Here is a 13,697-nt window from a genome sequence, read left to right on the forward strand (position 1 = left end):
GCATGAAGGAATTGCGCGCGCAGGCGCCCGCAAACCGGCCTGCGCCCGCCCACCGCGGGGTTGCCAAACGAAGCTTCAGGCCGGTCTCCGGGCTTGCGAGGGTCATGAAGGCCTTCACCTTCCCATGCCGTAGCACAGTGGTGTTTCGAAGGCTTCGCTCGCTTACCGTTGCGGGGGCAGCGCCGGACTAGTCACACGATGTGACGCACCGGCTTCCCGTTTCACCCTGCGCACGGCGGCGCAGGACACCTGAAACTGGCGCGCATCTGACCATTGAATGCCTTTGCCGTCAATGACTTGCGCGAATGTGTGGGGCAGTGCGGCTCAGCGCCCGCGTTTGCGCGAGACGATCGCCTCGATGTTTTTGCGGCCGATCAGCAGCGGTTGTCGGGGTTGTTCCAGCCACTTGTACATCACCAGGCAATCAACCAGGCCCAGGCGTGCATGCCGGTAGGCGTGGGGCAGGCGGCCGACGGTTTCAAAGCCCAGCGCGTGCCACAAGGCGACGGCGACCTCGTTGCTGGCCACCACCGAATTGAACTGCATGGCCAGAAAACCCTGCTCGCGGGCCAGGCGCTGCGAGTGTTCGCACATCAAGCGCGCCACCCCGCGACCGCGTGCGCCTTCGCAGACCATGTAGGCGCAATTGCTCACATGGCTGCCGGGGCCAGCGGCATTGGCTTTGAGGTAGTAGGAGCCGAGCAGTTGCCCGTCTTCTTCTGCCACCAGGGTGTGCAGCGGTAACTCCAGCCACAGCTGACGGGCCTGCTCCTGGCTCATGGCCGGGTCGAAGGCATAGGTTTCGCGGGCAGCGACAATGGCCTGGAAGGTCGGCCAGAAATGCTCGAAGTCAGCGGGGGTCATGGGGCGGATGTGAATCATGGCGGTTCCTTGCAACGTGAACCGCGAGTCTGAAAGCCTTGCTGCCGGCATGCAACTGTTTGTGCATGCCGGCTGGGTGCCGGGGTAATCAACTAGCTGCCGGCTTTGCCGACGGCATCCATCGCACGCGCCGAGTAAACCAGTGCCGCCCCGGCATTCATGGCCACGGCGACACCCAGGGCTTCGGCAATTTCCTCACGGCTGGCACCGTGTTTGACCGCCTGGGCCGAGTGCACGGCGATGCAGCCGTCGCAGCGGGTGGTCACTGCCACTGCCAGAGAGATCAGCTCGCGGGTCTTGGCGTCCAGGTGGTTGGTCTTGGCCCCGGCGCCGCTGGCGGTCATGTAGCCGTTGACCGTGTCGGGGGAGAGTTGCTTGAGGTCGCCGATACCGGCCATCAACTGCTTCCGGTAGGCGTCCCAGTCCATCATGCTCATCGTCTTCACCTCATGCTGTTGGCAACATGAACAGTGAAGCCAGTTTTTCAACGGACGGGGCGCCGTTGGTCGATGATCGGGGCAAGGGGCACGTCGAGAGGCGGCTGTGGCGGGTGACCCGCCACAATCAACGGCCTGGCCCTTCAGATATAGATAAACGCCAGCACCAGTGCGGCCACTACGGCCCATTTTTCCAGGTAGTAGCGGGTGCGGTTACGTTTTTTCAGGGCTTTGCCGCGTGCACGAACCTTGTAGATGCGGGTGAACAGGCGGTTGATACCGCCGGTTTTATCGCCGGCATCGTTCGGCGCCGCAGCGGCGGCCATCACGTTGCGGCTGAACCAGCGGTTGAAGGCAGTGGCCCAGCGGTACTTGAGCGGGCGTTCGACGTCACAGAACAGAATGATGCGGTTGTGATCGGTCTGGTTGGCGGCGTAGTGAATGTAGGTTTCATCGAAGATCACCCCTTCACCGTCGCGCCAGGCGTAATTCTCACCGTCTACGCAGATGTAGCAGTCGTCACTGTTGGGCGTATCCAGGCCCAGGTGGTAACGGTAGGACCCTGCATAGGGATCACGGTGGCGAACCAGTTTGGAGCCCGGCGGCAGGGTGGCGAACATCGCGGCCTTGACCGTGCCGATGCTCTGCAACAGCTCCGTGGTGCGCGGGCAGAGCTTCATTGCCGAAGGGTGGCTCTCGCCGTACCACTTCAGGTAGAAGCGCTTCCAGCCGCTCTTGAAGAACGAGTTGAAGCCGACGTCGTCATAGTTTTGCGAGCTTTTGATTTCACCTACCTGCAGCAGTTGCTGGGCTTCGGCGCGAATGGCCTGCCAGTTGTCCTGCAACGGCTTGAGCTCGGGAAAGTTGTCGACCGGCAGGTAAGGTTTGGCCGGCAGCTTGGAGAACAGGTAGAGGAACACATTGACCGGGGCCAGGAAGCTCGAATGGTCCCCCAGTTGGCGTGTGATCTTGTGCCTGACCCGGCCACGCAAGTGGACGTAGGCAATCGAGAACACAAACAATAAAACGAGGAATATTTTCATGGGCGGGTTCGGTTCAGAGTGGCGATGCGCCATGGCATGAGCCCGCCAGCATAAACAATCGGCAGCGTTGTTTGTACAAAATGTTACGGCATTGACGCCAGACATTAGTCACAGACGCAAAGGTTTGCCAGCCCGCTTGCGACCCGGCTTGCAGGTGCGTTACAGGTGGCGTTATGGATAATGAACAGCAGGCGTTGAGCAGGAGATCCACCGCAATGACTGAAGCCTTGCTGCAGGGCGAACCCTTCAACCGACTGTTTTTTGCCCTGGCGTGCGAAGCCCCGCAACGCCGTGCGATTGCCCGTTGGCGTAACGAACTCGGGTCGCCGCTGGGCCGCGCGGTGCCATCGGCCAACTTTCACCTCACGCTGTTGTTTCTCGGGGCGGTGCCCAGCGCGCAGTTGCCGGCGATTTGTGCGGCGGCCTCGGCGGTGCCGGTACCCGGCAAATCCTTGAGCGTGCAACTGGACCGGCTGGAAGCCTGGCGTGCGGCCAGGGCGCTGGTGCTGACCCCCACGCAAACTCCGGCGGCCTTGCGCCAACTGGTGTATGACCTGCAACAGGCCATGCTGCCCATGGGCTTTGCCGAAGCGCCGAGGGAGTACCGTGCGCACTTGACCCTGGCGCGCAACTATCACGGCGCGGTGCCCGAAGCGCACGTTGCTGCCGACTTTTACCTGCGAGCGCGGCATTTCACCTTGTTCGAGTCGCGCAAGGGTCGTTACTGGCCGCTGGCGCAGTGGCCGTTGATGACCGCTACAGGCGAATGAAGCCCAGCGCCAGCATCAGCCACACCGCCGCGGCAAGGGCAGTGATGGTGCGTACGTGGTTCCAGCGGCTCCAGCTGGGTACATAGCGGTGCCAGGCGCTGACGGCCTCGGTGCTGGCCGGGTCGAGACGGGCCAGCCCCTGATTTTTGGGCACGTGGATCACCACCGTCACCAGGATGTTGCCGACCAGGTACAGGCCGCTGCCGATGGCCATGCACACGCTGCCCGGCAGCGGAAAACGCTGATAGGCCCAGATCAGCAAGGCAATGCTGGTCAGGGCGGTGCCAAAGAACAAGGCGAAGAACACCCGGTTGAGCACCACCTGATTGATGGACTGCATGGCCGTCACGGCGCTTTGCTCGGGGATGCGTTCAAGCGCTTTCATGACAAAGTTGGAAAAGGCAAAAAACAGCCCGCCCATCAGGCCGCAGCCCAGGGTAGTGGCAACAATCAGAAATAACAGCAGGGCATCGGCAATGCTCATGGTCCAGTCCTTCGGCAGGGGGAGTGGCAGGCGTGGCTGTCAGCCATCAGCTATCCTCAGATTCAGGTGTCAGCCTGTTCTGGACATATTCGAGGCGCTACACGGAAACCGGAAGTTACCTTTGAACTGTCCACGGATTTCGTCCTGTAGTTTAGGCTCGCACCCCGGATCTTTCGTCGCGATCCGTAGTCTTTGATGCATGGAAACTGAAGGAGATGCGCATGCTCATACGGTCACTGACCCTTGCCACTGTGTTGGCCATTGCAGGCCCCGTCCTGGCGGCCAACAGTGATCCCTCCCCCCTGGAGCAGGATCTGTACAAGGCCCGGCCGTTGATCGTGATTGCGCCGAGTACCGCCGACCCGACCCTCAGAAATCTGGACCAGGCGTTGAAGGACCCGGCCACCAAGGGTGAGTTCGAAAAGCGCAACCTGGTGCTGTACAGCATCGCCGGCATGATGGGTAAGCGCGAAGACAAGTACCTCGATCAACAGGCCACGATGGCCTTGATCCGCGAGTTCAAGTTCAGTGCCGCCGACACCGTGGTGACCCAGGTGGTACTGGTGGGCAAAGATGGTGAAAAACACCGCATCGAGCACACCGGTACCGTTGAACCCAGCGCTATTTTTGCTGCCGTCGATGCCTTGCCCGAGGCAGAAAAGGCCATCGTCGCGCCGACCGTGGCGGAACAGAAGCAGGCTGCCGGCAAGCCTGCAGCCGATGGCAAACCGGGCAAGGCCGAAAAACCGGCCAAACCCGCCAAGCCCGCTGCACCGCCCAAGCCGCTGGAAGACTGAATCAGTCCAGCGAAGTCCAGCGCCCCTGAGCCTCGTTGGAGCGTACGCAGGCATCAATGAACACCATCCCCAGCAGACCGTCTTCGGCTGTCGCGCACAGGCGTGCCAGTGGTGCGCTGGGGCGTTGTTCGCGGCGCGCCCTGATCAGCTCGGCGGCATCGCTGTAGACGTTGGCAAATGCTTCCAGCAGGCCTTCGGGCTGGCCTGCCTTGATCCGCGTAGCCTGTTTTGCCGCGTCACTGAGCCAGGCTTCGCCACGGCGCAGAATCTGGTGCGGCTGATCCTGATGACGCAGTTCCAGGCGCTCCGGTTCTTCCTGATGCCAGTACAGCGAGCCGGTTGAGCCGAACACCCGGATCTGCAGGCCATGACGATGCCCGGCGGCGACAAAACTGGCCCAGAGCATGCCGCGCCCGCCACCGCTGAGGCGCAATTTTACGTGGGCGTTGTCGTCAGAACGGCGGCCCGGTACCAGGGTGCTGAGCTCTGCCGAGACTTCGCTGACTTCCTGGCCGGTGACAAAGCGCAGCAACTGATGGGCATGCACGCCCACGTCGCCCAGTACCGATGACGTACCCGCCTGGCCCGGATCGGTGCGCCAGGCCAGCGCCTTGCTGCCTTGCTGCTCCAGCGGGTGCGTGCCGAAGGCACTGGCATGTTCGACTTGAACCAGGCGCACGTCGCCGATAGCACCCCGGGCGATCAGGTCGCGGGCTTCGCGAATCATCGGGTAGCCGCTGTAGTTGTGGGTCAGCAGGTGCAGGGCCGGGCCATGGCGTGATTCGGCAAGCAGGCTGCGGGCTTCATTAAGGTCAGTGGCCAGGGGCTTGTCGCAGATCACATCGATGCCCTGTTGCAGAAAGGCCAGGCTCGCCGGTACGTGCACGGCGTTGGGGGCCATGATCGCCACCGCCTGGATGCCATCGGCGCGCTCGGCTTCGGCGCGCGCCATCGCCTGGAAGTCGGCATACACCCGGTCCGGATCAACCCCGTAGGCCTGGGCGGCGGCCTGGTTGCGTTGCTGATCGCGGGCGAACACGCCGGCCACCAGTTCGAAGTGCCCATCCAGGTGCGCGGCGTAGCGGTGGGTGGCGCCAATCGACGACTCCAGGCCGCCGCCGATAAATCCCAGGCGCAGGCGCTGTGTGGGGTTAGCCAGTGTTTTCATCATTCAGCTCCTTGCAGCAGACGGGCGAAGTGCTCGATCGCCAATACGTAGCCGTGAGTGCCAAAGCCTGCCAGCACGGCCTTGGCCACCAACGACACGTAGGAGTGATGACGGAACGCTTCGCGGCGGTGGACGTTGGAGATGTGCACTTCGATCACCGGCACTTCGGCGGCGATCAACGCGTCATGGATGGCTACCGAGGTGTGGGTCCAGGCACCGGGGTTGATGACAATGCCGGCAACCCGGCCACGGGCCTGATGAATCCAGTCGATCATCTGCCCTTCATGGTTGGTTTGCTGAAACTCCAGGGCAAGGTCCCGGCGGCTGGCAGCCTGCTCGCACAGGTGCTGCACATCGGCAAGTGTTTCCCGGCCGTAGACCTCGGGCTGACGCAGCCCGAGCATGTTCAGGTTAGGGCCGTTGAGTACGAGCAAGGTGGTCATGGGCGTAGGCTTCCTGTCAGTGAGGTGGCGCGAATAGCGTCATAGGTGGGTTTGTCCAGGGCCACGGCGTCGTGGCGGCCGAGCTGGTCCAGCGGCGTGCGGTAGGTTTCCGGTGCACTCCAGGCAGCAATCGCCGAGATGGCGGTCACCAGGCAGGTGATGCTGCCGATCAGCAAAGGCACGTTGTCTGAGCCGGGTGGCGCGACAGCGGTGAACAGGGCCGGGAGCAGGGCGGTGAACATGTAGCCGACGTTCTGGGCGATGGCCATGGCCGACACCCGGTAGTGGGTCTGGAACTGTTCAGGGAAGAAGCTCGGGAAGATCGCGTTGTAGCCCTGGTAGATCGTGCCCCACATCAGCAGCGAGGCGGCAAAGGCCAGCGGCAGGTTGTGCAGGCTGATGGCGTACAGGTACAGGAACGACATCAGGCCGCATCCCAGTGCACTGCCGATGATCAGCGGGCGCCGGCCGATGCGGTCGGAAAGGTTGCCGACAAAAGGAATCACCAGCACCGCGACAATGTTGCCCACCACCGGAATCCACAGATACACGCTCTTGTCGAAGCCCACGCCATAGGCGGGCTGCACGGCGTAGGCGGCACCAAACACGGTGGTCACCACCGGGATCACGTTCATCAGCGACACCCCGAGCACCACCAGCATGCCGCGCCAGCTGTACTTGAATGCATCGCGGATCGGCGAGCGTTGTGGCAGCTGCGGGTTGACCTTGCGGGTGAAGGCTTCGGGTTCTTCGACTTCGCGACGAATGATGAACGCGGCGATCAGCACGGCGGCGCTGAGCAGGAACGGAATGCGCCAGCCCCAGCTGTTGAAAGCGTCTTCGGGCATAAAGTAGGCCAGGGGCAGGAAAATCGCCGCAGCCAGTACTTGACCGGCCTGCACGCCCTGCAGGGTGAAACTGGCAAAAAAGCCGCGCCGCCCTGGTGGCGCATGCTCTAGGATCATCGAGCTGGCCCCGGCGATTTCACCGGCCACGGCAAAGCCCTGGATCAGGCGCAGCACTACCAGCAACGCCGGTGCCCAGTAGCCGATCTGGTTGTAGGTAGGCAGCAGGCCGACTGCTACCGTGGCCAGGCCCATGAGGAACATGCACAGCAGCAAGACATTCTTGCGACCCCGGGTATCGCCCCAGTGACCGAGGAAAAACGCCCCGACCGGACGCGCCAGATAGCCCACGCCATAGGTCGCCAGCGAGGCGATGATCGCCACCTTGGGGTCGCTTGAAGGGAAGAACACCTGCGGAAAAATCAGCGCCGCCGCCTGGGCGTAGATGAAAAAGTCGTAGTACTCCAGGGCCGAACCGACCCAGCCACTGGCAGTGGCCTTTTTGGTTTGCTTTGCAGCGTGCAGCCCATCGGCATGATTGGCCATTGGCGTGTCTCCGTTTGTTGTTGTTATGGAGGTGCAACAGGGGGTTACAGCGATGTGGTATCGACGAGCCGACCGCTGTGCGCCGCCTGGCTGATGGCCTCGACGATCTGCAGGTTGCGCAGGCCGTCGCGCACCGTCACCAGCGGTTTGGCCTCGCCGCGAATCACCTGGCAGAAGTGCGTCAGCTGGCGCTGCAGCGGGTCGGCCTGCTCCAGCGGCGCGATGGCGGTGTTGAAGGGTTTCCACCAGGAGCGGTGTTCGCGCTGCTCGTAGTACTTCAGGCGCATGGTCGGGATCGACAGCGAGCCACGGGTGCCGGCGATCACGTAGCAGTCCTCGTCGTCGTAGCTTGGGTAATCGAGGTTCTCGCGCGCGGTCTGCTCCCAGCTGCGGGCGCAGGCGGCGGTGTCCGAGAGCATGAAGGTGCCCAGGGCACCGCTGGCAAAGCGCAGGCTGATGGCCACGCTGTCTTCCACGGCAAAGCCGCGGGTGGCGTTTGAGGCCTGGGCCTGCACGGCGGTGATTTCACCGCATAGCGAACGCAAATTGCCGATCTCGTGGATCAGGTTGATAAGCACCGGGCCGCCACCAGCCTGGCGGCGCCAGGGCGCGGCGTTGAAATAGTCGTCGGGCTTGTAGAACAGGGCACTGCCCATGACCGCCACCAGGTCGCCCAGCAGCCCTTCGGCGATCACTTCGCGGGCTTTGGCGAGGATCGCACTGTGGGCCCGGTGATGGCCGACCAGCAGGCGTGCGTCGCCTTGCTCGGCAACGGCCAGCAAACGCTTGCCCTGTTCCTGGGTGTGCGCCACCGGCTTCTCGATCAAGGCCGCCACCCCCTGTTCGACACAGGCCAACGCACCCTCGACATGCAGGTGGTTGGGCGTGGCAAGGATCACCCCGTCCGGACGCTGCTCGGCGAACAGCTGCTGCAGCGACGTATACAGCGGCACACCAGCAGCCTGGGCCAGTTCGGCCGCGCCCGGCGCCGGGTCGACCAGGGCACACAGGCGGCAGGCATTGCTGGCCTGAATCAGTTCGATGTGGCGGCGGCCGATCAGGCCGGCACCGGCAACGGCGATGCGCAGTGGGTTCATGGGACTCTCATTGTTCTTGTGGGTAAAAGCAGACCGCGAAGACGGTTTATGAGAGGCTAATAAAAAACACTGGGGAGATAATCGGGGCGAATGAAGATTCAGAATGCGCTGATAGCGAATAATGAGCCGCTGCTGCGTGACCTGCAGCTGTTCTGCGAGGTGGCCCGGCGTTCGAGTTTTATCGCCGCGGCGACCGAAACGGGCCTGTCACCGGCCCATGTCAGCAAGCGCATCGCCACCCTGGAGACGCTGCTTGGGGTCAAGCTGTTCAACCGCACCACCCGGCGGGTGAACATCACCAGTGATGGCGAGGCGGCGTTTGCCTGGGCGCAGAAAATTCTCGAGAACGTCGAGTCGATGCTGGAGTCGTTGTCCGGGGCGCTCAGCGAGCCGCGCGGCACCTTGCGCATCAGCACCAGCCTGCGCCTGGGCCGCGAGCACGTGGCGCCGATTCTGTCGATGCTGCGCAAGCGCCATCCTGATCTGGACATCTGGCTGGAACTGATGGACCGCCGCGTCGACCTGATCGGTGAGAATTTCGACATCGATGTCCGCGTGGGCGAAGTTCAGGAAAAGCACCTGATTGCCCATCGCATGGTCGAAAACAAGCGCGTGCTGGCCGCCGCCCCCGATTATCTGGCGCGGCGCGGGCCGGTGCGGGTGGCGGCAGAGCTGGCGCAGCACGATTGCCTGTTGTTTCGCAGCCGCGACGACCGCTTCGGGGTGTGGCGCCTGACCGGCCCCGGCGGCGCCGAAACGGTCAAGGTCACCGGCCCCATGGCCGCCAACCACAGCGACATTGTTCGCCAGTGGGCGCTGGATGGCCACGGCATCATCATGGCGTCGTACTGGGACGTGGTCGGCAACCTCGTGGACGGTTCACTGGTGCGGGTGCTGCCCAGCCATTACCAGCCCGCCGATGTCTGGGCGGTGACGGCCGCACGTTCGAGCAGCTCGGCGAAAGTGCGCAGCTGTGTGGCATTTCTGCGCGAGCAATTGGCGCAGGGGCCCTATGCGTTGGCCGTCGACAACTAAGGGCGCAAACCGTTGGTTAGCGCTTGTCAGTCGCCCGCTTGCGCTTGCAACAACCACTGTCCATCTACTTCCTTGACCAGCCCGCTGGCCAGCAGCAGCGGCAGCAGGCGCTTGTGCAGGGCCGGTTCGACGAAGGCGAGCAGGGTATCGCGGTCGAGGCTGCCAAGGGCCGGCAGGTCGTTTTTTGTGTACGACAACCAGGCTTTTTTCAGCACCAGCAGTACGTCGCTGCCTGCGGTGGTGGCGAAGCGTCGATGCACGACCTGGCCGGCGAAGTCGAAGCTGTGCGCGTGGGTGTAGCCGGCCTCGTCACCTGCAGTGGCCAGGCAGCGGCTGCAGCGGCAGGGACCGGCACCGAAGGCCTTTTCCAGGTAGGCGTTGAAATCCACCACAGGCTTGAGGCCCAGGCGTTTGTCGACTTCGAATAGGTCCGAGGTCAGGTGTTGTTCAGCGGTCAATGTATATTCCCTGAATAGTCTTGGCGGGGGCGCACAATACCAGTGTTTGCCGCTGCCGGATGTCGAAGCAGACGGGATTTTTCCGTGACACTCCATTACCCTAGGCGCCCGCGTGCGTCAGCAGACGCCGATTTACCCGTCGTTGGAGTTCAAGCATGTACAACTACACAGCCACCGTGACCGTCAGCGACGACCTGCACGAAGACGTCGAAGCGGTGGAGAACGTCGCGATCCGGGTCGGTCTTGAGGCAGTCACCGAGACCCTGAAAAAGGTCCACTTTGTCGGCACCCTGGCGGCGCCCGACAAGGCCACGCACATCTGCGTGACCCTGGACAACGGCTTGAGCTACTACGGCCCGATCGTCAATGGCCATGCCGAGCTCGAAGGTGGCTGGATCGCATTTGAGTGCGACATGCTCACCCCACAGGAGCTGGGCCTGTAATTTATTTTGATTGGCCTGCATCCGTTTTCCGTTCTGGCGGGTAGTACCGGTAGCAGCACCTGTTGCTGCCATCCCCTTGCCTGTTACGGAGCAATGCCATGAGCCGCCAGAACCGCTTCAACCTGACCTGTGCCGCCTTTGCCTGTGCCTGCCTGATGCCGCTGTCGGCGGTTCAGGCTGCCACAGCCTTGCCTGACAGTATCAATGTGCCCGACGGCCACAAAGTCGCCCTGGAAACCGTCGGTGTTGGTGAAATCACCTACGAATGCCGTGACAAGGCCGACATGCCCGGTCAGACCGAGTGGGTATTCGTTGGCCCCAAGGCGCAGCTTCGAGACCGCAGCGGCAAGGCCGTGGGTAGCTATTTCGGCCCGCCTGCCACCTGGCAGGCCAAGGACGGGTCGAAAGTCACTGGCACGCAACTGGCGGTGGCGCCTTCAAGCCCGGGCAACCTGCCATATCAACTGGTCAAGGCCAATCCGGCTGAAGGGCAGGGGGCGATGACGGGCGTTACCTATATCCAGCGCGTGGCCCTCAAAGGCGGGGTGGCACCGAGCAGTGCTTGCGGGGTGGCACAAAAGGGCCAGCGCGAGCAAGTCGACTACCAGGCCGACTATATCTTCTGGGCGGCCCAGTAGGGCCGTGCGGGCAGCGAAAGTCGACTACGCTGCAACTGCCAAGCACCCCCTCGTTGAGGGGGACAACCACCCTGTGACGGCGGATGCCTGTGTCATTACCCGAGCCCCCTTTCGATTATGAGGCGCAGCTGGCCGCGTGCGCACGTGGCGAGCGTCAGGCCCTGCGTCGGTTGTATCAACAGGAAGGGGCGCGGCTCTACGGTGTGTTGTTGCGCCTGGTGCGTGAACCTGCCGTGGCTGAAGACCTGTTGCATGATGCCTTCTTGCGCATCTGGACGGGCGCTGCAGGTTTTGATGCGCAACGCGGCAGCGGTCGGGGCTGGATGTACAGTGTCACCCGACACCTGGCGCTCAACGCGCTGCGTCAGCAGCAGCGTGAAGTCAGTGATGATGCGGCGCTGGAACAGCCGTGCGCAGAGGCTGCCGAATGTGCGCAACACCTGCCGTCGTCACGTCTGCAGCAGTGCCTGGAAAAACTCCCGGCTGAGCGGCGTGCCTGCATTGTGCATGCTTACGTCGACGGCTTTTCCCACGCCCAGATCGCCCGGCACCTCGACGCGCCGCTGGGTACGGTGAAAGCCTGGATCAAGCGCAGCCTGGCTGCTTTGCGCGAGTGCCTGCAATGAAAGACGACCTGGACAACGCCACTCAGGATGAAAGGGACCTGCTGGCCGCCGAGTATGTGCTGGGCACGCTGGCCGCCGGGCCGCGGGCGGAAATAGAGCAGCGCCTGGACCATGATCCCGCGTTGCAGGCAGCAGTCGACGCCTGGGAACAACGCTTGTTGCCGTTGACCGAACTGGCAGCACCCACGCCGCCGCCTGCCGGCGTCTGGCCGCGAATCGTCGATAGTGTGGAGGGCCTGCAACTGGTTGAGCGCATCAACTGGTGGGATCGGCTGGCGTTGTGGCGTGGGTTGACTGCGCTAGCGGTGAGCGCTTGCCTGGTGCTTGGCGTATTGCTGCTGCGCGCACCACCGGTCAGCGCACCGACTTACCTCGTGGTGCTGGTGGCGCCTCAGAGCAACGCCCCCGGCTGGGTGATTCAGGCCGGCGAGCGGCAGAACATGCAACTGATTCCCTTGGGTGTGGTTGAGGTGCCGCCTGACAAGTCCCTGCAGTTCTGGACCAAAGGCGAGCAGTGGCAGGCGCCTGTGTCCCTGGGCCTGGTCAAGCCTGGCCAGACCCTGCAGATCCCTCTGGACACGCTGCCGCCACTGGAGCCTAACCAACTGTTCGAGTTGACCCTCGAAGGGCGCGGTGGCTCGCCAACCGGCAAACCGACCGGGCCGATCCAGTTCATTGGCCGGGCGGTGAAGGTGATCTGATTCAGACCAGCTGCGCCAGGCACCGCTCGAGAATGTCCAGGCCTTCTTCGAGCACCGCCGGTTCAATGGTCAGCGGTGCGAGCAGGCGGATGATGTGCCGCGCCTTGCCGCTGGGCATCAGTAGCAGCCCGGCGTTCCTGGCTGCCGCCAGCAGTTGTGCAAGCTGTGCAGGGGCGGGGGCGCCCTTGGCATCGACCAGCTCGATACCGCGCATGGCGCCGGTGCCTGTCAGGCGTCCCAGGTAAGGCGAGAGATTTTTCGCCTGCCAGCGTTGGTAGCGACTGACAATCGCCGTTTCCTGCTGCTCACCCCAGGTGGCGAGGTTGGCGTCGGTCATGGCCTCCAGGGTTGCCAGTGCAGCGGCGCAGGCCATCGGGTTACCCGAGTAGGTGCCGCCTAGGCCGCCTTTGGGCAGGCTGTCGAGCAGGGCCTTGCGCCCGACCACGGCGCCCAGCGGCATGCCGCCAGCGATGCTTTTGGCCAGCAACAACAGGTCCGGTTCGATGCCCAGGCGCGGGAAAGCAAAGCGCTGGCCGGTGCGGCCGAAGCCGGACTGGATTTCATCGACAATCATCAGGATCCCGTGGGCATCGCAGAGACGGCGCAGCGCCTGGGCAAACGCCGGCTCCATGGCCAGAAAGCCGCCTTCGCCCTGCACCGGTTCAAAGATCACCGCGGCCACTTCGTTCACGTCGATTTCCACACTGAACAAGCGTTCCAGCGCCTGCAGGGCCTGATCGCTGGTTACCCCGGTGTCTGCGCTCGGGTAGGGCAGGTGATACACCGGCCCTGGCAACAGGCCGACGCGCTGCTTGTACGGCGCCACTTTGCCGTTGAGGTTCAGGGTGGCCAGGGTACGCCCATGAAAGCCGCCGTCAAAAGCGATGATTGCCGATTTACCGGTAGCACCGCGGACGATCTTCAGCGCGTTTTCGGCGGCTTCGGCGCCGCTGTTGGTGAGCATTCCACTTAGCGGGTAAGACAGCGGCACGAAGTCGGCCAGGCGACGCATCAGTTCGATGTAGGGCTCATGCCCTGCGGCATTGAAGGCGTAGTGGGTAAGGCGAGTCGCTTGATGTTGTATGGCGGCAACAATACCGGGGTGACAATGCCCCAGGTTCAATACGCCAATACCCCCGACAAAATCAATGTAGCGTTTACCCGCAGTATCCCAGACTTGCGCATTATTACCGTGGCTCAGGGTTATCGGGTGAACGACTGAAATCGATTGGCTGATAAAATCGTGATTCATATGCACGCGCGCTCCGGCAAGTTATGCCGGTA

At 63.0% G+C, this 13,697-nt stretch carries 17 protein-coding genes and 1 riboswitch; of the genes, 7 read left to right on the forward strand and 10 right to left on the reverse strand.

The features are described 5' to 3' along the window. Window positions 1-61: 61 nt before the first annotated feature. Window positions 62-268: riboswitch (cobalamin riboswitch) on the reverse strand. A 56-nt stretch (window positions 269-324) separates the two neighbouring features. The 3 genes from DM813_RS19825 to lpxO all read right to left on the reverse strand — a co-directional run bounded on the left by DM813_RS19825 (window position 325) and on the right by lpxO (window position 2,362). After that, window positions 325-882, reverse strand: coding sequence for a GNAT family N-acetyltransferase (locus tag DM813_RS19825; RefSeq protein ID WP_128325060.1), 558 nt, complete (start codon window positions 880-882; stop codon window positions 325-327). Between the two features lie 92 nt (window positions 883-974). Next, on the reverse strand, window positions 975-1,319 hold the full coding sequence (locus tag DM813_RS19830) for a carboxymuconolactone decarboxylase family protein (RefSeq protein ID WP_128325061.1): 345 nt from the start codon (window positions 1,317-1,319) through the stop codon (window positions 975-977). A 143-nt stretch (window positions 1,320-1,462) separates the two neighbouring features. Then, window positions 1,463-2,362, reverse strand: coding sequence for a lipid A hydroxylase LpxO (gene lpxO / locus DM813_RS19835; protein WP_128325062.1), 900 nt, complete (start codon window positions 2,360-2,362; stop codon window positions 1,463-1,465). 215 nt (window positions 2,363-2,577) lie between these two features. Here lpxO and thpR point away from each other — a divergent pair, with 215 nt between their 5' ends. Next, complete coding sequence (gene thpR / locus DM813_RS19840; protein ID WP_128325063.1) at window positions 2,578-3,132, forward strand: RNA 2',3'-cyclic phosphodiesterase; 555 nt, start codon at window positions 2,578-2,580, stop codon at window positions 3,130-3,132. Here thpR and DM813_RS19845 read toward each other — a convergent pair. After that, window positions 3,119-3,616 carry a DUF1772 domain-containing protein gene (locus DM813_RS19845; protein WP_128325064.1) on the reverse strand — a complete coding sequence of 166 codons (498 nt, stop codon included), beginning with the start codon at window positions 3,614-3,616 and terminating at the stop codon, window positions 3,119-3,121. The two genes, thpR and DM813_RS19845, sit on opposite strands and share 14 nt — an antisense overlap. Window positions 3,617-3,837: 221 nt before the next feature. Here DM813_RS19845 and DM813_RS19850 point away from each other — a divergent pair, with 221 nt between their 5' ends. Continuing rightward, the gene (locus DM813_RS19850; RefSeq protein ID WP_128325065.1) at window positions 3,838-4,413 is read left to right on the forward strand and encodes a DUF4174 domain-containing protein; all 576 of its coding nucleotides are present in this window, start codon (window positions 3,838-3,840) and stop codon (window positions 4,411-4,413) included. A gap of 1 nt (window position 4,414) precedes the next feature. On the opposite strand, the gene DM813_RS19855 is transcribed toward DM813_RS19850, so the two are convergent. Genes DM813_RS19855 through DM813_RS19870 form a run of 4 tightly spaced genes read right to left on the reverse strand, consistent with a single transcriptional unit; the run spans window position 4,415 to window position 8,512 of the window. Then, window positions 4,415-5,581, reverse strand: coding sequence for a Gfo/Idh/MocA family protein (locus DM813_RS19855; RefSeq protein WP_206617409.1), 1,167 nt, complete (start codon window positions 5,579-5,581; stop codon window positions 4,415-4,417). Next, window positions 5,581-6,024 carry a type II 3-dehydroquinate dehydratase gene (aroQ, locus tag DM813_RS19860; protein WP_128325067.1) on the reverse strand — a complete coding sequence of 148 codons (444 nt, stop codon included), beginning with the start codon at window positions 6,022-6,024 and terminating at the stop codon, window positions 5,581-5,583. Before aroQ ends, DM813_RS19855 begins: the two co-directional genes overlap by 1 nt. Beyond that, on the reverse strand, window positions 6,021-7,415 hold the full coding sequence (locus DM813_RS19865) for an MFS transporter (RefSeq protein WP_128325068.1): 1,395 nt from the start codon (window positions 7,413-7,415) through the stop codon (window positions 6,021-6,023). Before DM813_RS19865 ends, aroQ begins: the two co-directional genes overlap by 4 nt. 44 nt (window positions 7,416-7,459) lie before the next feature. Next, window positions 7,460-8,512 carry a Gfo/Idh/MocA family protein gene (locus DM813_RS19870; protein WP_128325069.1) on the reverse strand — a complete coding sequence of 351 codons (1,053 nt, stop codon included), beginning with the start codon at window positions 8,510-8,512 and terminating at the stop codon, window positions 7,460-7,462. A 90-nt stretch (window positions 8,513-8,602) separates the two neighbouring features. Between DM813_RS19870 and DM813_RS19875 the strand changes: the two genes are divergently transcribed. Further along, window positions 8,603-9,547, forward strand: a complete 945-nt coding sequence (locus DM813_RS19875) for a LysR family transcriptional regulator (RefSeq protein WP_128325070.1) — start codon at window positions 8,603-8,605, stop codon at window positions 9,545-9,547. A 26-nt stretch (window positions 9,548-9,573) separates the two neighbouring features. Here DM813_RS19875 and DM813_RS19880 read toward each other — a convergent pair whose 3' ends face one another. Continuing rightward, entirely contained in the window at window positions 9,574-10,005 is a 432-nt protein-coding gene (locus DM813_RS19880; RefSeq protein ID WP_128325071.1) for a hypothetical protein, read from the reverse strand. A gap of 155 nt (window positions 10,006-10,160) precedes the next feature. Between DM813_RS19880 and DM813_RS19885 the strand changes: the two genes are divergently transcribed. From DM813_RS19885 to DM813_RS19900, 4 genes are all read left to right on the forward strand, one after another. After that, window positions 10,161-10,448, forward strand: coding sequence for a hypothetical protein (locus DM813_RS19885; protein ID WP_128325072.1), 288 nt, complete (start codon window positions 10,161-10,163; stop codon window positions 10,446-10,448). A 155-nt stretch (window positions 10,449-10,603) separates the two neighbouring features. Continuing rightward, a complete protein-coding gene (locus tag DM813_RS19890) occupies window positions 10,604-11,086 on the forward strand; it encodes a DUF3455 domain-containing protein (protein WP_128325272.1) in 483 nt (160 codons plus the stop codon). A gap of 83 nt (window positions 11,087-11,169) precedes the next feature. Continuing rightward, on the forward strand, window positions 11,170-11,712 hold the full coding sequence (locus DM813_RS19895) for a sigma-70 family RNA polymerase sigma factor (RefSeq protein WP_128325073.1): 543 nt from the start codon (window positions 11,170-11,172) through the stop codon (window positions 11,710-11,712). Further along, the gene (locus tag DM813_RS19900) at window positions 11,709-12,413 is read left to right on the forward strand and encodes an anti-sigma factor (RefSeq protein ID WP_128325074.1); all 705 of its coding nucleotides are present in this window, start codon (window positions 11,709-11,711) and stop codon (window positions 12,411-12,413) included. The genes DM813_RS19895 and DM813_RS19900 overlap by 4 nt, the downstream gene beginning before the upstream one ends. A 1-nt stretch (window position 12,414) precedes the next feature. On the opposite strand, the gene DM813_RS19905 is transcribed toward DM813_RS19900, so the two are convergent. After that, window positions 12,415-13,665, reverse strand: a complete 1,251-nt coding sequence (locus DM813_RS19905) for a 2-aminoadipate transaminase (protein ID WP_128325075.1) — start codon at window positions 13,663-13,665, stop codon at window positions 12,415-12,417. Between the last annotated feature and the right edge of the window lie 32 nt (window positions 13,666-13,697).

The organism is Pseudomonas alkylphenolica, assembly GCF_004025535.1.
Lineage (GTDB): Bacteria > Pseudomonadota > Gammaproteobacteria > Pseudomonadales > Pseudomonadaceae > Aquipseudomonas > Aquipseudomonas alkylphenolica_A.